At 28.8% G+C, this 23,230-nt stretch carries 15 protein-coding genes and 2 rRNA genes; 6 read left to right on the top strand and 11 right to left on the bottom strand.

Features of this window, described 5'->3' with window-relative positions:
* The first annotated feature begins 44 nt into the window (after positions 1-44).
* Together ADFLV_RS12365 and rrf are read left to right on the top strand one after the other, a co-directional pair.
* Positions 45-2,957, top strand: a 23S ribosomal RNA gene (locus tag ADFLV_RS12365).
* 168 nt (positions 2,958-3,125) lie between these two features.
* A 5S ribosomal RNA gene (gene rrf, locus ADFLV_RS12360) occupies positions 3,126-3,241 on the top strand.
* A 128-nt stretch (positions 3,242-3,369) separates the two neighbouring features.
* Here rrf and ADFLV_RS12355 read toward each other — a convergent pair.
* The 9 genes from ADFLV_RS12355 to tlyA form a co-directional block, all read right to left on the bottom strand.
* The gene (locus ADFLV_RS12355) at positions 3,370-4,764 is read right to left on the bottom strand and encodes a hypothetical protein (protein ID WP_129011759.1); all 1,395 of its coding nucleotides are present in this window, start codon (positions 4,762-4,764) and stop codon (positions 3,370-3,372) included.
* Positions 4,765-4,775: 11 nt separating this feature from the next.
* Positions 4,776-9,767, bottom strand: a complete 4,992-nt coding sequence (locus ADFLV_RS12350) for a diguanylate cyclase (RefSeq protein ID WP_129011760.1) — start codon at positions 9,765-9,767, stop codon at positions 4,776-4,778.
* A gap of 79 nt (positions 9,768-9,846) precedes the next feature.
* Positions 9,847-10,644, bottom strand: coding sequence for a YihY/virulence factor BrkB family protein (locus tag ADFLV_RS12345; protein ID WP_014475055.1), 798 nt, complete (start codon positions 10,642-10,644; stop codon positions 9,847-9,849).
* A 6-nt stretch (positions 10,645-10,650) separates the two neighbouring features.
* Positions 10,651-12,039 carry an FAD-binding oxidoreductase gene (locus ADFLV_RS12340; protein ID WP_129011761.1) on the bottom strand — a complete coding sequence of 463 codons (1,389 nt, stop codon included), beginning with the start codon at positions 12,037-12,039 and terminating at the stop codon, positions 10,651-10,653.
* Positions 12,039-13,037: a plasminogen-binding N-terminal domain-containing protein gene (locus ADFLV_RS12335; RefSeq protein WP_129011762.1), complete on the bottom strand. Its 999-nt coding sequence runs from the start codon at positions 13,035-13,037 to the stop codon at positions 12,039-12,041. Before ADFLV_RS12335 ends, ADFLV_RS12340 begins: the two co-directional genes overlap by 1 nt.
* An 11-nt stretch (positions 13,038-13,048) precedes the next feature.
* Positions 13,049-13,555, bottom strand: a complete 507-nt coding sequence (gene bcp, locus ADFLV_RS12330; protein WP_129011763.1) for a thioredoxin-dependent thiol peroxidase — start codon at positions 13,553-13,555, stop codon at positions 13,049-13,051.
* A 9-nt stretch (positions 13,556-13,564) separates the two neighbouring features.
* Positions 13,565-14,275: a carboxy-S-adenosyl-L-methionine synthase CmoA gene (gene cmoA / locus ADFLV_RS12325; protein ID WP_129011764.1), complete on the bottom strand. Its 711-nt coding sequence runs from the start codon at positions 14,273-14,275 to the stop codon at positions 13,565-13,567.
* Positions 14,276-14,299: 24 nt separating this feature from the next.
* The gene (locus ADFLV_RS12320) at positions 14,300-15,145 is read right to left on the bottom strand and encodes a bifunctional riboflavin kinase/FAD synthetase (RefSeq protein ID WP_014475050.1); all 846 of its coding nucleotides are present in this window, start codon (positions 15,143-15,145) and stop codon (positions 14,300-14,302) included.
* Positions 15,114-15,824, bottom strand: a complete 711-nt coding sequence (tlyA, locus tag ADFLV_RS12315) for a 23S rRNA (cytidine-2'-O)-methyltransferase TlyA (protein WP_014475049.1) — start codon at positions 15,822-15,824, stop codon at positions 15,114-15,116. The genes ADFLV_RS12320 and tlyA overlap by 32 nt, the downstream gene beginning before the upstream one ends.
* 14 nt (positions 15,825-15,838) lie before the next feature.
* Between tlyA and ADFLV_RS12310 the strand changes: the two genes are divergently transcribed.
* The gene (locus ADFLV_RS12310) at positions 15,839-16,411 is read left to right on the top strand and encodes a YigZ family protein (protein WP_129011765.1); all 573 of its coding nucleotides are present in this window, start codon (positions 15,839-15,841) and stop codon (positions 16,409-16,411) included.
* Positions 16,412-16,447: 36 nt separating this feature from the next.
* Here the strand turns inward: ADFLV_RS12310 and ADFLV_RS12305 are convergent, their stop codons facing one another.
* Both ADFLV_RS12305 and ADFLV_RS12300 read right to left on the bottom strand, forming a co-directional pair.
* On the bottom strand, positions 16,448-18,484 hold the full coding sequence (locus tag ADFLV_RS12305) for a di-heme oxidoredictase family protein (RefSeq protein WP_129011766.1): 2,037 nt from the start codon (positions 18,482-18,484) through the stop codon (positions 16,448-16,450).
* Positions 18,485-18,489: 5 nt separating this feature from the next.
* Entirely contained in the window at positions 18,490-20,742 is a 2,253-nt protein-coding gene (locus ADFLV_RS12300; protein ID WP_129011767.1) for an RCC1 domain-containing protein, read from the bottom strand.
* A 362-nt stretch (positions 20,743-21,104) separates the two neighbouring features.
* On the opposite strand from ADFLV_RS12300, the gene gspG reads away from it, so the two are divergent.
* The 3 genes from gspG to ADFLV_RS12285 are packed head-to-tail and all read left to right on the top strand — an operon-like array spanning position 21,105 to position 23,228.
* Positions 21,105-21,479: a type II secretion system major pseudopilin GspG gene (gene gspG, locus ADFLV_RS12295; RefSeq protein WP_041654891.1), complete on the top strand. Its 375-nt coding sequence runs from the start codon at positions 21,105-21,107 to the stop codon at positions 21,477-21,479.
* A 2-nt stretch (positions 21,480-21,481) separates the two neighbouring features.
* Positions 21,482-22,024 carry a hypothetical protein gene (locus ADFLV_RS12290; RefSeq protein WP_129011768.1) on the top strand — a complete coding sequence of 181 codons (543 nt, stop codon included), beginning with the start codon at positions 21,482-21,484 and terminating at the stop codon, positions 22,022-22,024.
* Positions 22,014-23,228 (top strand): type II secretion system F family protein, encoded by a 1,215-nt coding sequence (locus ADFLV_RS12285; RefSeq protein WP_014475043.1) that lies wholly within the window; start codon positions 22,014-22,016, stop codon positions 23,226-23,228. Before ADFLV_RS12290 ends, ADFLV_RS12285 begins: the two co-directional genes overlap by 11 nt.
* Positions 23,229-23,230: the final 2 nt, after the last annotated feature.

Raw genomic sequence — 23,230 nt, 5'->3', positions numbered from 1 at the left:
CCAAAGAATATTATCAAAAAGCGATAGAGTTTAACTCTATTTATTAATAAGCTATTAAGGGCTAATGGTGGATGCCTAGACTGTAAGAGGCGATGAAAGACGTATTAGGCTGCGATAAGCCTCGGGGAGCTGCCAAAGAGCTTTGATCCGGGGATTTCTGAATGGGGCAACCCAGTATATAGAGATATATATTACCCTACGGGGAGCTAACCTGGTGAAGTGAAACATCTCAGTAGCCAGAGGAAGAGAAATCAAACGAGATTCCGTCAGTAGCGGCGAGCGAAAGCGGATTAGGACAAACCCAATGCTTGCATTGGGGGTTGTAGGACCATAATGTGAGACTAAAGAGGATAGATGAAATACTTGGAAAAGTGTAGCATAGAAGGTGAAACTCCTGTAATTTAAATTCTCAATAGCTCTAATGGTATCCTGAGTAGGTCGGAACACGTGATATTTTGACTGAAACTGGGGGGACCACCCTCCAATCCTAAATACTACTTACAGATCGATAGTGAACAAGTACCGTGAGGGAAAGGTGAAAAGTACTCCAGCGAGGAGAGTGAAATAGAACCTGAAACCATTAGCTTACAATCATTCAGAGCCCTATGATTTATCAGGGTGATGGACTGCCTTTTGCATAATGAGCCTGCGAGTTGTGGTATCTGGCAAGGTTAAGTCAAGTACGAAGCCGTAGCGAAAGCGAGTCTTAATAGGGCGAATTAGTCAGATGCTGCAGACCCGAAACGAAGTGATCTATCCATGAGCAGGTTGAAGCTGGTGTAAGAGCCAGTGGAGGACCGAACCGATAGGCGTTGAAAAGTCTCCGGATGACTTGTGGATAGGGGTGAAAGGCCAATCAAACTTCGTGATAGCTGGTTCTCTCCGAAATATATTTAGGTATAGCCTTGTGTTGTAGCATATGGGGGTAGAGCACTGAATGGGCTAGGGCTGCTTACCGCGGTACCAAACCCTATCAAACTATGAATACCATATGTGGAATCACAGGAGTCAGGCGGTGGGTGATAAAATCAATCGTCGAGAGGGGAACAACCCAGACTAACAGCTAAGGTCCCTAAGTTACATCTAAGTGGAAAACGATGTGGAGTTACTGTGACAACCAGGAGGTTGGCTTAGAAGCAGCCATCCTTTAAAGAAAGCGTAACAGCTCACTGGTCTAGTGATTCTGCGCGGAAAATATAACGGGGCTAAGATGTACACCGAAGCTTTAGATTCAATTTTAATTGAGTGGTAGGAGAGCGTTCTATTCAGCGTAGAAGATGTACCGGTAAGGAGCGTTGGAGCGGATAGAAGTGAGCATGCAGGCATGAGTAGCGATAATTGAGGTGAGAATCCTCAACGCCGAAAACCCAAGGTTTCCTACGCGATGCTCGTCATCGTAGGGTTAGTCGGGACCTAAGTCGAGTCCGAAAGGGGTAGACGATGGCAAATTGATTAATATTTCAATACCAACATATAAGCGCGATGTGGGGACGCATAGAGTTAATCGAGGTCACTGATGGAATAGTGGCTCGAAGGACGTAGGCTGTTACTTAGGCAAATCCGGGTAACGTTAGGCCGAGATCTTACAGGCTCTTGACACTCTTCGGAGGAGATGGAGAATCGATGATACTGTCGTGCCAAGAAAAGCCACTAAGTATATTATATGTTGCCCGTACCGTAAACCGACACAGGTGGGTGGGATGAGTATTCTAAGGCGCGTGGAAGAACCCTGGTTAAGGAACTCTGCAAACTAGCACCGTATCTTCGGTATAAGGTGTGCCTACTATTGTATATGGACTTGCTCCAAAAAGCGATAGAGGTTGCAACAAAGAGTCCCTCCCGACTGTTTACCAAAAACACAGCACTTTGCTAACACGTAAGTGGATGTATAAGGTGTGACGCCTGCCCGGTGCTCGAAGGTTAACTGATGATGTCAGCGCAAGCGAAGCATTTGATTGAAGCCCGAGTAAACGGCGGCCGTAACTATAACGGTCCTAAGGTAGCGAAATTCCTTGTCGGTTAAATACCGACCTGCATGAATGGCGTAACGAGATGGGAGCTGTCTCAACCAGGGATCCAGTGAAATTGTAGTGGAGGTGAAAATTCCTCCTACCCGCGGAAAGACGGAAAGACCCCGTGCACCTTTACTACAGCTTGACACTGTAGCTTGGATATTCATGTGCAGGATAGGTGGGAGGCTATGATATATGGACGCAAGTACATATGGAGCCATCCTTGAGATACCACCCTTGAATATTTGAGTTACTAACTGCGTACAATTATCTTGTATCAGGACAATGTCTGGTGGGTAGTTTGACTGGGGCGGTCGCCTCCTAAAAAGTAACGGAGGCTTACAAAGGTTAGTTCATGGCGGATGGAAATCGCCAGTTGAGTATAATGGCATAAACTAGCTTGACTGTGAGACATACAAGTCGAACAGAGACGAAAGTCGGTCATAGTGATCCGGTGGTTCTGTGTGGAAGGGCCATCGCTCAAAGGATAAAAGGTACGCCGGGGATAACAGGCTGATCTCCCCCAAGAGCTCACATCGACGGGGAGGTTTGGCACCTCGATGTCGGCTCATCGCATCCTGGGGCTGAAGTAGGTCCCAAGGGTATGGCTGTTCGCCATTTAAAGCGGTACGCGAGCTGGGTTCAGAACGTCGTGAGACAGTTCGGTCCCTATCTTCCGTGGGCGTAGGAAAGTTGAAGAGATTTGTCCCTAGTACGAGAGGACCGGGATGAACGTACCACTGGTGTACCAATTGTTCTGCCAAGAGCATCGTTGGGTAGCTACGTACGGATGTGATAAGAGCTGAAAGCATCTAAGCTCGAAGCCAACTCTAAGATTAACTTTCCCTGAAGTTCCCAGCAAGACTAGCTGGTTGATAGGCTGGATGTGTAAGCGTTGTAAGGCGTTTAGCTGACCAGTACTAATAGAACGTTTGGCTTATTTTAAACAATTCTTTGGTTTACTATCTTATTAAATATATTTCTTATATTTAATATATATTGTGAAAAGACTTTAACATTATTTTTTCTTAACTCCTTTATGAGTTGAGTGTAAAGAGTATTTACATATTGAATCTTTCTTTATGTTTCTTCTTACTTTTTTCACTCAACTTTGCTGGTGGCTATAGAGAAGTGGAAATACCCAGTCCCATTCCGAACCTGGAAGTCAAGCACTTCATCGCCGATAATACTGCCGGGTCCCCTGGTGGAAACGTAGGCCGCTGCCAGCTCTTGAGTTTTTTATTTACCAAGCTTTTACTAATTTGAACTTCTTTACAGTTCCTCTTAGCAAAAGCTTTTTTTTTTATCCCTCTATCCCTCTCATCCTTTGTTGGTTTTTATCCTTTTATTTGGTTTCTTAATGCTTCCTAGATTCTTTTTTATATCTTTTCCATTCTTCAAAGAATTTTGCATTATTTAGTTTATTATCTTGACTATATTTAGCTGCATAATTCATTAATACTTGTTCTAAAAAAGTACTATAATCAAGCGCAATTACACCTTTTTTTTGACTTTGAGGTATATTTCCCCATCTATTTTGAAACCATTCGTTCCATTGAATATTTCCTGGAGTATACATATCCCATATATTATTATGAATAGATTTAACAGGATAAAAAAATGTAATCATATTATAATCATTTAATTTAAAACTTGAAGTTCCATGACAACTTAGACAAGATGAACTTCTTAGCGATTCTACAGTTGTATCATCAACTTTTACATTATATTTTACTGCAATATCAAAAGGTCCTGATAATCTTAATCCATAACCTAGTGTAACTTTTGCATATTCGGGTGCATTTGGATTAATATAAGTCTCTTTAAGTTCTTCTTTTGGATTTTTTGCTGAATTAACTTTTGGGTCATTTCCCCACATTGCACCAAGTGGAACCATTTTTTCCCAAGCATTTTCACCTTTTGCATTTTTATCATATACAAAAGTAGCAAATACCCATCCTGTTTGTGGAGAAGCGATAGAATCTTTAACAATAATATCAAAAATTGTCACTCTTGTATCTGTAACAACTGTTGGTTTATCATTTATTGTTCCATTTAAATCAAAAGGTTTTCTATATACTTGCCATTTTGCAGCACCTTCTAGTAATGGCCATTCTTCTGGAGTTGCAGAAGCAGAAGCAGCTTTTATTATAATTGCACCTTCTTCAAATTGTGCTTCATTATTTTGTATTAGGGGAATACACTCATTTTTACTTTTATTACAATTTTTGAATACTTTATAAAGAGTATAAGCTGCAGTTTCATCATAATAAATTGCTGCATAATTTCTTACTGGAACAGTTAATCCATAATCTTTATAAACAGATGCTGGTTGAATTTGTCCTGTATAAGTTCCATAAATTGATTCTCTCCCTTCCCATCCAGTTAAAGATACATCTTCTCCTGCCCAAAGCATACTATACCAACCTTCTTGAGAACTGTTATTCCATGTATTTTGATCAAGTATAAATGTTTTCATTGATGGTTCAACATATTTTTTTAAAGCCATTATATAATCATAAGCATTTTCTTTAGTAAGTGGTTTGTTATTTAAAACTTTACTCCATGGAGTATTTTCAGGTTTTTTATACTCTTTTGGATAATTGTAATTAAATTTAAACAAACTTCCTGAATATTCACTTTTTGTTGGAATTTCTCCATTATTTATCGCAAATGGATCTATATCTTGATTTTGTGCAAAAAGCGCAACTGATGAACTTAAAACAACTACTGCTAAATAATTCTTAATCATATTTTCTCTCCTTATAAAATTTGATTTCTCCCATTTTCTTTTGCTTTATAAAGGTTATTATCTGCATATCTTATTAAATTTTTAGGTGTTATTTCTTCTATATCATTAGTTGTTGCTAATCCCATACTAATAGTTATTTTTTTACTATCAATTTGTGATTTTTCATGAATAATATTTAGTTTATAAATAGCTTCATGTATATTATTTGCAATTTTTAAGGCAGCTTCTCTTTTTGTATTTGGCATAATTATTCCAAACTCTTCTCCTCCATATCTTGCAACAATATCAGTTGATCTTTTTAAATTTGATTGAATACACTGTGCAACTTCTTTTAAACATTCATCACCTTGAAGATGTCCATAATAATCATTGTAAAGTTTAAAATAATCAATATCACATATGATAAGAGATAAACACTCTTTTGATCTATTTATTTTTGCACACTCTTGTTCTAAAATAATATCAAATACTCTTCTATTTTTTATATTAGTTAATGAATCTGTTGTAGCTAATAAATCAAGTTGTTCAACAACTTCTTGAAGTTTTTTCTCTGCTTTTTTTCTTTTTTCATTCTCTTTTATAATACTTGTATTAAGTTCAATAATTTTATTATTTTGTTCTTGAAGTTGGATATTTTGTTTTTCTAACTCTTCATTTTTTTTATCTAAATCTTTTGTACGTTTTTGTACTTTTTTTTCTAAATTATTATAAATAATTGCATTTTCAATTGAAATTGCAATTTGTCCACTTAAATGTTTTAATAAATTTATTTTATTTTTGGAAAATATTCCTGAAATAGAGTTATTTTCTAAATATATAATTCCTTTAATTGAATTATGAAGAATTAAAGGTAAACATAAAATAGATTTTACACCTCTATTTATTGTTTCTTCTTCTTGTAAAAAATTTGCATCATTTTTTATGTCATCTATAATCAAAGGTTTTTTAGTTCTTATCACGTAATTAACAACATTTTTAGCAATATTTTTATAATTTGCAAGTTCAATATTTTGCATAACTTCAACTCTATTTGATTTATAAGAAGCTGTTGCTTCTACAAAATATTTATTTTCATCTTTTAATAGAACAATTACGTATTGAGCTCCTGCATTTTCTAAAATAATATTTAATAAAGTGTTTAAAAGATTAGGTAATTTTTGTTCTTTTATTATAGCTTCTGATGAATTTATGAGTGTATTTAAATCAAATGAATTTTCAAAAATATGCTTATTTTCTTCTTTAGAATGTTTGTTTATATCCATTCCCCAATTTATTAATGATTCATACATCTCTTTTTTTAAAAGTTCTGATATTTTTAATTGATTTGAACTTTTATAAATCTCTATTAGAATTTTATTTGCTATAGCTTTTAAATGTATTTGAGAATAAATTTCAGCTGATTCAATTGCTTTTCCTAAATATTCAGACGCTTCAGTGAATTTATTTTTGAGTTTATATAACTCTGCTTTTAAAATATTTTTTCTAACAATAAAATTTTCAGGACAATCTACACTATAATTTTCAAAAAGAGTAATATTTTTATGTAAAATTTTTAAATATCTTTTTTTATTTAAACTATTTGCACTTTTATATAGTTGGGCTAAAATAAGTGATTCATAAAAATAGTGCTCACTTCCATGAATTGTACCTTTTGAATCATTTAAAAAGTTTTTACTTTGTAAATATATAGAATAAGCTTCTTTATAATCTTCATGAAAATATAGAACTATCATCTTATTTATATAGTAATAATGGGCAAAATGTAAAGAATTATATTTTTCTAAACTTTTTACAAAAAGGTTCTCTTTAAAATTATTATCATTAAAACTTTTTTCTGTCGTTGTTTTACCTTGAAGATTTTTTATTGCTTGTTTTACACTAAGTATTGCACCTATTTGTTCTTTTGCATTAATTCTTTCTAAGTTTTTCTCAAATATATCTATTTGAGAAAGAATAGTTTGAAAGTTTACTCCTCTTAAAAACATACTTTCAATTATTCCAGCTGCTGCACAACCACTATGAAATAAATCTCCAATCATTAATCCATTATTGTATGATTCAAACCATTTTTGTTCAGTTACTTCTGTTGGTAATATCCACGATAAACCAAAATATCCACAAACAAAATTTACTTCTGGAAATAAAATTTTATTGTTATATTTTTCTATCATTTTCATTGAAAGTAATGCGTATTTATATCCCAATTTATGATTATTTAAAATTGCACCTTGGAAAATAACTCCAAATACCATAAAACCAATTACTGCATCTTTTGTATCACCATGCTCTAAACATAATTTTACTAACTCCATTGATGTTAAAACGCAAAGTTTCGGGTCAATTTGGTAGGCATTTTTTAAAACTGCTGATAGAAGTTTTATTGATATAATTATTTGCTCATTTTTTGCTGTTGGTAGATTTAGTAATTCTTCAGGGTTTTTATTTCTTAATTTATATTTTAAATATAATAAATTTTTTGCAAAAATAAAATTATTGAATTTTTTAGGAATTTTTACATTAAACAATTCTAATGCTTTTACTCCTATGTTATAAGCTTCATTGAAATCTGAGAAATCAGCATATAATTTTATAATCAATTCATGAATATATGCTTTTTCTAAATTTAAATTACTATTTTCTATAGCCTTTTTATAATATATTAAAGCATTTTCTTTATTTAAAATTAGATGTTCGCAAATTGCATAATTCTTTAATATCTCAACATAGTTTTCTTTATTCTCGAGATTTTGAAATAAAGAAAAAGCATTTTTCATATAATGAAAAGACATAGAAAAATCGCCATTTTTTCTAGCAAGTAATGAAGCTTCATAGTTTAAATTTGCTAAAAACTCTTTTTCTTCTTTACTTCTAAAAAGATTTTTTGCTTTATTATAATGATTTACATAAGTTAGAGAATCTTTATTTTCTATATGTAAATTTAATTTTAAAATAGATTCAGCAATATTTTTATGATATTTTTCTAGTTCTTCTTCTTTAATAGAAGAATAAATAACTTGTTGTATTCTATCGTGAGAAAAATGATATATTTGATTTGCACTTTTTATATTATCTTTTACAATCCATTCTTCAGTAATAATATTTTTTAATAAATTTTTAAAATTTTTTGGATTATTTAAAACATCTCTTAATAGATTTTCTTCAAATTTATTACCAATACAAGATGCAATTTTTAAAAGTTGGTTTTCATCAACAGATAGTTGATTTACTCTATTTTCTAAAAGTTCAAGAATATTTTGTGTTGCAGAAATATTTGATAACTTCTCAAAATCACATATCCACCTAAAAGTTTCATAATCAAAATATAAAATATTTTCATTTAGTAGTTGTTTTATAAATTGAACAACAAAAAACGAATTTCCAGATGTTTTATTGAAAATAATTTCTGCAATTTCTTTATTGTTTTCGATCTTTATATTACTGTTAATTAGATTTTGAATATCTATTACTTTTAATGGTTCCAAACTTATGAAATAGTTTTTTATATCACTATTTCTGAATTTTTCGAGTAATTTTGATAAATTGGAATCTTCATCTACCTCATTATTTCTATAAGTTAGTAGTATAGTAATATTATTGAGTTTATATAATGCATCATCTAGCCAATTGATAGTTACATTATCGCTCCATTGCATATCATCTAAAAATATTATTAAAGGTTCTTCTTTTGTTGCAAAAAGTTGTAAATATTTAAATAAATAGTTATCAAATCTTATTTTTGCATCATTTGGGCTTAATTCTTCTAAATCAAATTTTTTACCTAAAATTATCTCTAATTCAGGGATCATTTCATAAAGAACTTTTGCTTCATCTCCTAAAACTGAATCAATTTTCTCTTTCCAAATTTTGAGTTTTTCTTCATCTTTTGTTAGAAGTTGTTTTGTTAATTCTCTCAACTTATAATATAAAATTTTATAAGGTGTATTTTGTTTATAATTATCAAGTTTTACTTCTAAAATTTGACTTTTATTTGAAAGTTCTAAGATTTTTTTTACAAAAGTTGTTTTCCCAACTCCTGAATGCCCTGCTATTATAAAAAGTGTATTTTCATCTTGTGAATTAAATAAATTTGTAAAATAATTTAAGTCTTTTTCTCTTCCAAATAGAGTTTTATTTTTGTGTAATAAAAAATCCTTTTTAAATTGGTCTATTTCAAATAATTCAATATTTTGATTTTCTTTAAGTAAATTTTGAATGTTCTTTAAATCAATCAATAGTGATAAAATACTACTATATCTTTCCAAAGGATTTTTAACTATCATTTTATCTATAATATTTGAAAGAATTTTTGGAATAGAAGAATCAATTTCATAAAGAGAAAGAAAATCTTTTGTAACAATACTATGAGATAAAGAAGTTAAATCTTCTAAATCATATGGAATTGAACCCGAAAGCATTTCATAAAAAATAATTCCTAAAGAATAAATATCTGTTGCTTCTGAAATCTTTGCATTAATTCTATTTGTTTGTTCAGGTGCTTTATAAACATCTGTAAAATCAAACTGAAATGTATTTAAATCAATTTCATTTTTAAATTTTGAATAACAAAGATTTAAAAGTTTTATTTCATTTTTTTTATTTATTAAAAAAGAGTGCGATGAAAGATTTGTGTGAATAATATTTTGTTTATGTAAATATAAAATTGTCTCAGAAATTTTTATAGCTAAATCAATAAAAGAGTTTAATTTAAATTTTTTATCTTCGATAATTTTTTTGAGAGTTTCTCCTTCAAAATATTCAAATATTAAAAAATATTTATTATTGAATCGTTCAAGTTTTTTTGCTTTTAATATTCTTTCATAATCACATAGAGATAATTTTTTCAATTCATTTTGTAATTTTTTTAAAATTTCTTCATTTGTATAAAATTCTTTTGAAGTTTTTATAATGATATTTTGCTCAGTTTTAAGTTCTTGTGCAAAAAACAATTCAAAAGAGTAATCTATATCTATTTTTCTTAAAAGTTTATAGTTTTCAATTATCAATAATTTACCTTATTTAGAATAATTTTGATTATATAATAATTTTTTTTATCCTTTATAAAGTTTAAGTATAAAAAATAAATTATTCAGCTAATTCTTTAGCATATTCTTGAATATTTAATCTATGACACATTTTTATTCCATATAAATAAATTATCCAAGAGATATAAATCCAAAAAAATGTAAATAATAATGTTGCTAATGAACCATAAATAGTTGTATATGTTTTGTTATAAATTACATAGTAAATAAATAAGTTTTTTGTAATAGATAATATTACGAATGTTACGAATGAAGAGATAAGTGCTGCTTTATTGTGAATTTTACGATTAACACTTAGTTTAAATAAGCTAAAAAATATTAGCCAAGTAAAAATATATGATAATAATTCTTCTAAAATTGTATTATCAGATAAAGACATCAAAATATTTGTAGCTGTAAAAAACAGAGCTAAAACTATAAGATATAAAGTGTAAAAAATAAAAGAAAATTGTATAGATTTTCTTTTAGCTCTATGAATTTTATTAACTATATATTCATAATCTTTAAAAAACATAACAAATACAAAAGTCATGTAAACAAGCCCCAATAATCCTAATTGATTTGAATTTGAAATGTATCTTTTTAAAGTTTCTACTATTTCACTTGAATGAGTTGGATTAATAAGATTAAATATATAATTTGTAAATATGTCTATATAATTATCAAATTCAGAAAAATTTGAGATAATTGCAATAATAAGTGCAATTATAGGTAAAATAGAGAAGATTGTAAAAAAGCTTAAAGATGCAGCATAGTAAGTTGTATCATCATTAAAAAATGAATCTAAACTTTCTATGAATCTTTTTAAAAAGCTTTTTTTTTCTTCTATATTATTCATTTATCATTAAAGTCCCATTTTGAATGGATTTAAAATGTTATTTGGGTCAAATGCATTTTTGATGCTTCTAAATAGATTCATTTCAGCTTCTGTAAAAGCTATATGCATAAATGGAGCTTTTGAAGTTCCAATTCCATGTTCACCACTTAAAGTTCCACCTAAATCAACAACGTATTGGAAAATCTCTTCAATTGCTTTGTGTCCATCTTCCATCTCTTTTTCATTTGTTTTATCTTTAACCATAACATTTACGTGAATATTTCCATCACCTGCATGACCAAAACAAGGAACATTAAATCCATATTTTTCACCAATTTTATAGATTCCTTCAAGTGCTACAGGTAATTTACTTCTAGGAACAGAAATATCTTCATTTAATTTTTTAGTTCCATAAATCATAGTTGCTGGACTTGCATTACGTCTAGCAAACCAAAGTTTTTTACCTTCTTCTTCATCACGTGCTATGATAAAATCAATAGAACCATTTGCTGCAAATGATTCTTTTAAAGTTTGAAGTTGTGATTCAATTTCAGCTTCACTACTTGCATCAACATCACCAACTAAAATTCCACCTGCATGTTCAGGAAGTGAAATTTGTGGGAATTTTTGTCTTAAAGCTTTAATTACAAGTGCATCTAAAAATTCCATAGCAACTGGATTTGCACCAGCAGCAAGTGATTTAAATACTGCTGTCATAGCACTATCAACGCTAGGAAAAACTCCCATATATGTTTTTTTGTATTTTGGTTTTGGAATTAGTTTTAAAGTAATTTCAGTAATAACCGCTAATGTTCCTTCGCTTGCTATTAAAATTCCAGCTGTGTTATATCCTGCAACATCTTTAATAGTTTTTTTACCAGCAACTATAATATCTCCATTTGGAAGAACTGCTCTTAATGCCATTACATAATCTTTTGTAATTCCATATTTTGCAGCTCTCATTCCACCTGCGTTTTCACTTACATTTCCACCAAGTGTTGAATACTCTTCACTTGCTGGATCTGGTGGATAAAATAATCCTACTTCTTCCACAGCTTTTTGAAATTGCATATTTATAAGTCCTGGTTGAACAACTCCAACCATATTTTCCATATCAATTTCAAGAAGTTTATTCATGTGTCGCTCAAGACTTAGAATAATTCCACCATTTGCAGGAAGTGCCCCACCAGTAAATCCAGAACCTGCACCTCTTGGAACGATGATAATTTTGTGTTCATTACAATATTTTAAAATATCACTTACATCTTGCTCATGTCTTGGAAAAACTACAGCATCTGGTTCAAATCTTGTTCTTGTTGCATCATAACAAAAAGCGATTAAATGAGCTTTATCACTTTTTATGTTTTCTTCACCTACAATAGAAGTTAAGTAATCTAAATGTTTTTTATCAATCATTATTTTAATCCTAAAACTTTTTCATAATATTCATCATAAGTTAAACTTTCATTACTTGAAAAGAATGAGAAATCAAAAATTGAACCTTCAATCTCTTCAACTCTTGTATAAAATGGCATTTGTTTTTCACCATTTTCATAAGCAAATGCATACGTTGCTAAAATTGTAAATGTTTTTGTATCTACTATAAATACTTTATTATCTAAAACAAAGAAAATTGTTCCTAAATTTTGAGATATTGCAAAATTTTGAATATCTTCTTTTGTTGGGAAAGGTTTGTTTTCAACTTTTAATTTTGCTGCAAAAATATCTGAATGTATGAAGTTATTTGACTTAAAATTACTTCTTACTGCTTGAAAAGAGTCAAGTGATGGCGCAATTAAAAGTGAAGAGTTATACATATAATTTAAAACTAAAACATCATTTATAGAAACTTGTCTATTTGAAGTAGGAAGAGCTTCTTGAAGTAAGTCATCAAATGGGAAAAATTCAACTACTGAAGAGTTTGCATTTGAGCTTATTACTTTAGCATTTGAAATAATTTGTCTTTTGTCATTATCATAAATATGAACAACAATTCCTGTTTGCCCAACTATCAAATTTCCTATATTAATGGTACTTTTATTATCTTGTAAATTTGTTATTTTCGAACCAATTGGTTTAATAGAAAAATCAGCTGTAACATTTGTTTGTAAAGTTGCATTAGAAGTTGTGCTTACAGGTTTTGCACTAGAGTGATTTTCTTTATAAAAATAGTATGAATAATTAAATTTATTTTGAGAAGATGTTATTTTTATATCTAAAACATCCCACCCATTGCTTTTCATATCATTTACTGTTAGCTTTCCTTTACAAATATCACCTTCTAAAGCAGTATCTTCAATTGTTGAAGGCTTATCTACACCATTTTTAAAACAAATTGTCTCTTCTGCCATTAGATTGCAAGATATTAAAGAAACTGCACCTAATAATAAAACTTTATTAAATATCTTTCCCATTTTTATTCCTATTAATTTGATTGTAATTCTTGAAGTTTTTCTTTTACTTCATCTACATGTAAAATCTCTATTTTTTCACCTTTTACACTCTTTTTCTTTCTAACACTTACTTTATCCCAAATTGCAGCAATTTTTCCTTCAGGATTAATAATAAATGTACTTCTTACTACACCCATAAACTCTTTACCCATAAATTGTTTTAATTGCCAAACTCCATAATCTTCACACATTTTTTTATTTGTATCAGATAAAAGAGTAATAGTTAAATCATATTTATCAATAAATTTTCTATGTTTTTGCGTATCATCGGCACTAACACCTAAAATTACTGCATCTAAATCATCGAAAAATGAGTGTTTATCAGTAAAATCACAAGCTTCAGTTGTACAACCTGGAGTTAAATCTTTTGGATAAAAGTATAAAACTATCCATTTTCCTGCTAAATCTCTTGAGCAGATTTCTACATCGTCTTGATTTGGTGCACAAAAACTAGGTGCTATATCTCCAACTTTTAACATCTTAATCCTTTAATTTTTTATTGCTATAAATGTTGCAAAATTTACCCATTTGAAAATAGTTTCACAATGGCTAAATCCAGCATCTAAAATCATCTTTTTATTTTCTTCTTCTGTATATGGAATCAATACATTTTCTAAAGCTTCTCTTTTTTGAGATATTTCAAATTCACTATATCCTTGAGTTTTTTTAAACTCATAATATTCATCAATAGATTGTTTATTTAAAGTTGAATTTGAAGAGATAACTTTTTCACTAAAGATAAAAATACCTTTTTCTTCTAATGAATCATATATTTTTTTTACTAATTTTTCTCTTTGTAGAGGTCTTATGAATTGTAAAGTGTAGTTTGAAAGAATAAGTTTTGCATTTTCATAATTTACATCATGTAAATCAGCATTTATAAGTTCTATTTCAACACCAAAAGCTTTTGCTTTTTTTGCTGCTCTATTTAACATCGCACTAGAGTTATCAATTCCAATAAGTTTTAGTTCATGTTTACAGTGTTTACTTAACTCAATTAAAGTTGAGGCAGTTGAACATCCTAAATCATAAACTTTATCATTTTCATTTAAAAAATTACAAGCAAAGTTAATAGATAATCTTTGCATTTCTTTATAAAAAGGAACTGATCTGTTTAACATATCGTCAAAAACTGATGCTACTTCTTCATCAAATTCGAACTGTTTTGTAATTGATTTATTAAATACTTTATCTATCATCTTAATATTTTATCTAAATGCATATTAATAAATATTGATAAAATATTTTTTAGTAGTTTCTATATCTTCTAATATCTGATTTTTTAACTTTTCAAAACTATCGAATTTTAAGTTTTCTCTTAATTTTTTGATAAATTTTATTTGAGTTGTATAGTTATTATTTTTTATATCTTCATTTAGAATATGTGTTTCAACTGCAAAACTTCCATCTGTACTAACTCTATGCCCCAAAAAAGTAATCGAGTTGTACTCTTTTTCTTCTAAAATAGTTTTTGTGATATAAACTCCTTCTTTTGGAAGTAAAAATTCATTCACTTTTAGATTTATTGTTGGAACAAAACTTTTTGAGCCTAAACCTTGCCCTTTTATCTGGTGTCCATAAATTTTGTATTCTTTGCCTAAAAGTTTATTTGCAACTTCGATTTCACCATCTTTTAGATACTCTCTAATAACTCTTGAATGCACAGCAATATCATCTAGTTTTATTTCATCTATAATTTTTACATCACCGTGAAAAAGTTCTTTTAAATCTTTAGTACAATATTTTCTATTTTTACCAAAACAAAAATCATAACCTACAACTATTTTTTTCAAATTTGGAAATTCTTCATTTAATAACTTTATAAATTGATCACCTTCAAGATGTTTTATATTATCAAGTACATAATAATAAATAGGATAATTACTATATTCTTGTCTATATCTTTTGGGAGTTAGATTTGCAAAACCTGATTCTATAGATACAATAGCACCATTTTCATCAAGATTTTTGAAAAGTTCTTGATGGGCAATATGCATACCATCAAATCCACCAATAGCTATTGAAGTAATTGTTTTTTTATTTACTAAAGTAGAAGAGTTCTTCTGCATTTCCATCTTTCCCTTGTAATTTACTATAATTTGAATAGATTAATTTCCAATTTAATTGTATAGTTTTTGCTAAAAAATTTTCTCTTGCAATATTTATTGCATTAAGGTCTTTTACTACACCTTTTTTATCTCTTTTTACATTTGTTCCGACTTCAAATTGGGGTTTAAAAAGTATGATAATATCTTTAAAAGCGAGTCTATTTATATCTTCAATAATATTTAAAATAGAGATAAATGAAACATCGCAAGTTACAACTTCAAATAAATCAGAACTTGTAAAATCTCTTATATCTGTGTTTTCAAAAAAAGATATTTTTGGATTATGTTTTATTCTTTCATGAAGTTGATTACTTCCAACATCAACACAAGTTACTTTTTTCACTTCATTTTCAAGTAAAATTTGTGTAAAACCACCTGTGCTACTTCCTATATCTAAACAATTTTTATCTTTTAAATGAAATTTTTTTAATTCTTCTAAAAAATATTTTAGTTTATAAGCAGCTCTTGAAACATAAAAATCTTCTTCTAAAAGTTCTATTTTGTGAAATTCTTCAACATTAAAAGATGGTTTTGTTATAATTTGCCCATCACATTTAACTTTGTTTGATTTTATTAATTCACTTGCTTTGTTTCGGCTTTGTATATTGAAATTTGTAGTTAAGTATAAATCTAATCTCATGGGAGAAATTATAGTTGAAGTTTGTTCAAAAAGAGTTTAGTTGTTCAATCGAAGAAAAAAAATCGAAATTTATGGCTTTTTTAATGCCTTATGAAATATTTGATGAGGTGATGATAAGATTAAGAAAAGAACATTCAAAAGCGGTACATTTTGTTTATGCTTATAGATATTTAAATGAGTTTGAACAAATAGTAGAAAATAGTAGTGATGATGGAGAACCAAAAGGAACAAGTGGAAAACCATCACTTGCTGTTTTAAGTGGAGCTGAAATCATAAATAGTGCAGTGATAATTGTGCGATATTTTGGTGGTGTAAAACTTGGAACTGGTGGATTAGTACGAGCTTATGGTGATAGTGTAAATGAGGCTATAAAAATAGCGACTTTTAAAGAGTATAAAAAATTAATCTTTAAAACTTTAGAGTGTGAATATAGTGAACTCTCACAACTTGAATATCTTTTAAATCAAGAAGATATAAATATAAAATCAAAAGATTTCTCAACAAATGTAAGTTTACAAATTGAACTTACAAATGAACAATTTGAACAGCTTTTACCTTTACTTTCTAGAAATATTAAAATATTTTAATTTCTAGAGTTTTTTTAACTCTAGAAATCAAGAAAATCATATTCCTCTTAAAAATGTTAATAGATTTTCTTTATCTGTTGAATCTAAATCAACAAATTTTTCTTTAATTTTTTGTGCTTCTCCACTATGTTCTAAAATAGCTTCTTGAATAGTTGAAGCTCTTCCATCATGTAAAAATCTTGCACCTTCTTTTTGTTCAACAATTCCTATCCCCCACAAAGGTGGTGTTCTCCATTCACTTGCATTTGCATCTTTTTCTTTTACCCCATCACTTAAATTTTCACCCATATCATGAAGTAGTAAATCAGTATAAGGATAAATTTTTTGATTACTTAAACTTTTGAATTTTGTACTTTCTCCTGTAATCATTGTTGGTCTATGACAAGAAGCACAACCAATTGAATTGAATAGTATTGCACCTTTATCAAAATTTTCTTGATTTTCAATTCTTCTTTGTGGCACTCCTACTGTTGTCATAAAATTTACAATAGCTTGTAAAGAATCTTCACTAACTTCAGGGTATCCTCCATTTGGCTCAGAAGAACATATTTCTTGATTTGAAGTACAATTTTCTTCACTATTAACTGAAGAAGTTAATCCCATATCTTGGTGAAAAGCACCAGCATTTTGAGTTCTTAAAGTAGAATTTATTGCTTTCCATCCAAATCTTCCTAATCTTGTCTCATTTTCTTCAAAAACCCAATGAGCTCTACCTGAAATTCCATCATTATTTTCATCATTTTCATCTTCATACTCTAAAATTGTTTCTTGAGGAACTAAATCTAAAAGCCCCATTCCTAATAAATGTGGAGCTATTCTAGGTCCAAGATTAAATCCATCAGTTTTTACATTTGGAATTGAAGAAAATTCAATTTTTCCTGTTGTTTCATTTTTTGTTAAACTAATACTTGCTTCTGCTTCTCCTACAGTTGAATGAGTTTGGAATTGTCCTCCATAAATAGGATGAGTATTCCCATTTTTATCTCCAACTCTAAATAAGAATGAATCATCTAATCCCCCATTAGTATTAAAAGGAGCTACTCTGCCATCAGATACATGACAAGCTGTACATGCATCAGCATTAAACATTGGTCCTAGTCCATCTAATGTACTTCTCGTCCCTGGCGCTGCTTGCCATTGAGCTATAAATAGTTCTCTTCCTTGAGAAACAGAACCAATTTCATTAGCTTCAATATTTATAATAGTTTTCATAAAAGGTTCTAATTTATCATAATCTACAGTAGCACTTCCAGCAGGAGTACTCCAAATACCATAATTTACTAGGCTATTTTCCAAATGTTCCATAACACTATTTTCAGGTTTAGGAGAGAAAGCATTGTTGATAAGAATAGTGTCAATATCAATATTTTCAATGTTATCAGAAATAGACTCAAATTTTTTAAAGGTTTCTTCAGTAATGAGGATTTTGTCAGTTTCATCAGAATCAATAGATTGTAATAGTTTAGCAATTTTTATTACTTTTTCATCAGAAGTATTGTTTCTGTCAACACCAACTAAATCTTGAATAAATACTTTATTGTCAGAAGGGAGTTGTTCAATTTCACCAATTTTAATATTTCCAATATAAAATGAAATAGGACTTCCCGCAATGTATTGAAAATTACCATTGATGTCAGTGAAAGCAGTAATAGAACCATTTATGTATTTAATACCAGAAACAATGTCGTCAATAAAAGTACCATTTTCATCAACGTCTAAAATGTTAATAGTAACTTCTTGGCTAGAACTATTGTTAGAAGAATCAGAAGCAATAGCAGTAAATGAATAACTGTTTTTAGCTTCAAAATCAGGAGCTACTTTGAAAGTAATAACACCAGATGAACTATCAATATCAAAAAAAGAGCTGTCAGTACCACTTAAAGAGTAAGTAATAGAAGAAGAATCAGTTGCAACTAAAGTAATAGCAGATGTTTGATTTTCATTTACACTAACACTATTTGAAGATGTAAAAGTTGGTGCAGAAGTATCTGAAGATGATGAACTCCCTCCTCCACATCCAACTAGGGCAAAAGTGCAAAGACTTAAGCCCATTAAACGAATATTTTTTTTCATATTAATCACTCTGGAAATACTGGGATTATTGGATTGTTATACATCCATGTATCAGCAGTAGTTTCTCCTCCTCCTAAAGATCCTTCAAAACTCCATCCCCAAGTAAATATAGTTCCATCTTTTTGAATAGCAACTTGATGTAAAATACCAACAGCAATATCTCTCACAGAAGTTAAAAGAGGAAGTTTATCTTCTGGTTCATCTAAATTTGCATAAGTTGTTTTTCCTGAAGAGTCAGTTGTCCCAAACATTCCCCATGGATATACTTTATTATCACTTCTTAAAATATAACTAATATTACCATTTGCAAAAACTTCTGTTGCAGGGTTTGTTTGAGTTGATGGGATAATTGTAGGAGATGTTACTGGACTTGCCCAAGCATTTGCATTTCCTTTATAATTAATTCCATTAAATCCAACTTGACTACTTGCATTTAATCCCCAAGCATAAACTACTCCTGACTTATCTAAAGCTACAACGTGATCTCTTCCTGCATCTATAGATACAATTTCAACTTCTTGAGAAAATGGAACTAAAATAGGTGTAGTTTGTGCAGTTGAACTAGCGCTTCCCTGTCCTAAATTTGAATAAGAATTACTTCCCCAAGCCCATACTCTTCCTAAATTATCAATAGCATAAGAAGAATTTGAAGAACCAGCAACTTGTACTACTTTTACATTATCACTTTCATTAAATAAAACTTTTACAGGAGTTGACTGATTAGTTGTAGTTCCATCTCCTAATTGTCCTTTATCATTTTTACCAAAAGTCCAAACCGTTCCATCATTTTTTAGAGCAATAGTATGATTATATCCTGTTGCAACAGATATGATATTTGTTAAATTATCAACTTTTTCAATAGTTTTTCTGCAATCTTCAGTTCCGCTACAACTATCTTTTTCTAAATTACCTCTTCCTAATTGACCTGATTTATCTTCTCCCCAAGTCCATAAATTAGCATTTTCATCAATTGCTGTTGAAAAGTTTTGGTTAAATGAAAGTGATACAAATTTTACATCATTTACTGCTATATATTTTGGACTAATTGGATGTGGATATTCTGTAGTTGATGTTGATAAAGTTGAAGTATAACCTATACCTGTTTGAGCATAATTATTTCTTCCCCAAGTATAAAGTTTTCCTCCTTTTATTGCTCCTGAATGAGCATTTGCACCAGCTGTTGTATGTCCTAAATAAACACTTCCTCTAACTTCAGCTTTATTCCCATTTTTATCTGTTGCAATAATTTTATAGATATTTTCTCCTGCTTTTAGACTTAAAGAAGCAGTATACTCTCCATTTGTAACTTCTATAGGTGTAATAGTTCCATTTATTTCTAAATTAACATTTTCTAATGCAACATTATCACTTGCAGTTCCTTTTATTTTATATAAACTAGAGTGAGATACAACTTCTTCTTCAGACTTATCATAAGTTAATGTTGGATTTACTGTATCATATTTAATATTTGTATTTTCCAAATGTTCCATAACACTATTTTCAGATTTAGGAGAGAAAGCATTGTTGATAAGAATAGTGTCAATATCAATATTTTCAATGTTATCAGAAATAGACTCAAATTTTTTAAAGGTTTCTTCAGTAATGAGGATTTTGTCAGTTTCATCAGAATCAATAGATTGTAATAGTTTAGCAATTTTTATTACTTTTTCATCAGAAGTATTGTTTCTGTCAACACCAACTAAATCTTGAATAAATACTTTATTGTCAGAAGGGAGTTGTTCAATTTCACCAATTTTAATATTTCCAATATAAAATGAAATAGGACTTCCCGCAATGTATTGAAAATTACCATTGATGTCAGTGAAAGCAGTAATAGAACCATTTATGTATTTAATACCAGAAACAATGTCGTCAATAAAAGTACCATTTTCATCAACGTCTAAAATGTTAATAGTAACTTCTTGGCTAGAACTATTGTTAGAAGAATCAGAAGCAATAGCAGTAAATGAATAACTGTTTTTAGCTTCAAAATCAGGAGCTACTTTGAAAGTAATAACACCAGATGAACTATCAATATCAAAAAAAGAGCTGTCAGTACCACTTAAAGAGTAAGTAATAGAAGAAGAATCAGTTGCAACTAAAGTAATAGCAGATGTTTGATTTTCATTTACACTAACACTATTTGAAGATGTAAAAGTTGGTGCAGAAGTATCTGAAGATGATGAACTCCCTCCTCCACATCCTGTGAATAATAATGCGGATAAGAGTATCGTATATTTTGTCATTTTTTTATGCATATTTTTTCCTTGATTTTTTTTTGAAATTTTAGAATAAGTATAATTAATATAATATTAATAACAATTATCGATATTGTATAATATTAAAAAAATATTAAAAAATTTGATTTAAAATTGTAAAATATCGATTTAATTAAAGATGCACATAACTTCTGTGTTAAGATATGATAAATCCCATAATTATGGATTTTGTAATATAAAAGAAACTTTTAGATATAATTTATAAGATTATTAGTATTGAAAAATGATTTAGAAATTACAATAATAAAGTGAAAGAAATAAAATGTAACCAATTAGTAATAATTAGACATAATTTAAAATTTTTTATGTATAATAGTCCAAAATTTAAAAAGGTATAAGTATTGAAAAAGGCATTCTCTTTAATGGAATTAATGGTAGTGATTATCATTTTAGGACTTTTAGCTGCATTTGTTTTACCAAATTTAACAGGTAAAAGTGATGAGGCTAAAGACAAACTTGTATGTATTCAAATGAAAAGTATAGCTCAAACTCTAAAAATGTTTAAATTGGATACTTCTGCATATCCAACAACAGAAGAGGGTTTAAAAATCTTAGTTGAAAAGAAATATTTTGAAGATGGAAAGTCTCCAAAAGATGCTTGGGGAAATGAGTTTGTTTATATAGCAACTGATGATGGTTTTGATTTAGTATCATTTGGTGCAGATAAAAAAGAAAATAGTGAAGATGATATTTATTTATCAAAATGTAGCAAATAAAAATGAAATTAATTAGAGTAAAAAAGAGTTTTACTCTAATTGAATTAATAATTGTTATTTTGATAATGTCTGCAACATATCTTTTAGTTTTTTCAACAAATAGCTTTAATATAAAAGAACAAAATCAAAAGTTAGAGTTAGATAATCTTAAAGATTTTTTACTAAAAAAATTTTCTTTTAAAAAAGAGCTATCTTTTTTATGTATAGATGAAAATTTCAGTTGTTATGTAAAAGTTGATGGTAAGTTAGATAAAGATTTTAAGATAGAAAAGTTTTTTAAAATTAAACCTGAAGTTTATGAATATGATAAAAATGAAAGAAAAATGGAATTTAAAGAGTTAAGAGTTGATAATTTTAATTATGATGTAATTTTTGAATTGAAAATAAATAGTGATTTTAAAACAAATGAGTTTATTGTAGATACTTTTGAAAATAAAGTTTATGTTTTTAATTCAATTTTTACAAAACCAAAAATATACAACTTTTTAAATGAAAGTTTTGAAACTTTTAATATTCAAGAAATTGAGGTAAAAGATGCTTTTTAGATATAGTGGTTTTGATTCAAATGGTTTAAAAGTAAAATCAAAACTAGAAGCATCAACACTTGAAGAAGCAAAAGTAAAACTAAAAGCAAAGGGAATTTTATATACTTTTTTACAAGAAGAAAATTTTTCTATTTCAAAAATCTCTTTTAAGAGAAAAAGAAATATAACTCTTGCTGATTTGTCTTATCTTAGTAGAGATTTAAGTATATATTTAAACTCAGGAATTTCACTTATTCAGGCAATTGATTTATTAAAACAACGATATAAAAATGATAGAGTTTTAGGTTCTTTTTTTGAGTCAATTTCTACATATTTAGATGAAGGAAAAACCTTTTATCAAGCTCTTGATTCTCAAAATGTTTTAAAACTTCCAGAATTTTATAAACAATCTATTAAAATCAGTGAAAATGGTGGATTATTAGAATCTGTTTTATTAGAATTATCTGTTTTTTTAAAAGAGCAAGATAGAATCAAAAAACAAGTTGGAAGTGCTATGGCTTACCCACTTTTTATCCTATTTATTTCTTTTTTTATGGTTGGTTTTATGCTTAGTTTTATAGTTCCAAAAATTACTGGAATTTTTACTCAAATAAATCAAGAATTACCAACAAGTACAAAAATAGTTATAACTTTAGGGGACTTCTTTTCAAATAATTATGGTTATATAATTTTATTTTTTGTTGTTTTAATTGGTGGATTTATTTTTTTATTAAAAAAATCAAAACCATTTAAATATGCTTTTGACAAATTTTGTTTAAGAGTTCCATTTTTTTCAAAGATGATAGAACAAGGTGAATTATCTCGTTTTTCATATATGAACTCAATCCTTATAAAATCAGGTATTCCAATAGTTCAAGCTATAAACTTAAGTGCAAATATTTTAAAAAATTCTGTAATAAAAAGAGTATTTATTGATGCTTCAAAGAGTGTAGTTGAAGGGAAAAAACTCTCAGTTTTATTGGCAAATAATAAGATATATAAAATTGATGAAGCTTTTATTCATTCTATTGCAATTGGGGAAGATACAAGTAGATTATCACAAATTTTGAATAATTTGGCATCACTTTATAATGAAGCAAATAAGGATAAAACAGATATTTTTTTATCTTTATTAGAACCTATTTTTATGTTATTTGTTGGAAGTATCATAGGTTTTATTGTTATTTCTATGCTTTTACCAATTTTTTCTATGAATTTAGGTTAATC

It is taken from the genome of Arcobacter defluvii (assembly GCF_013201725.1).
In the GTDB taxonomy this organism is placed as follows: Bacteria; Campylobacterota; Campylobacteria; order Campylobacterales; family Arcobacteraceae; genus Aliarcobacter; species Aliarcobacter defluvii.
Note: the sequence above shows the minus strand (reverse complement) of the source record. Positions and strands in the feature narration are given on the sequence as shown.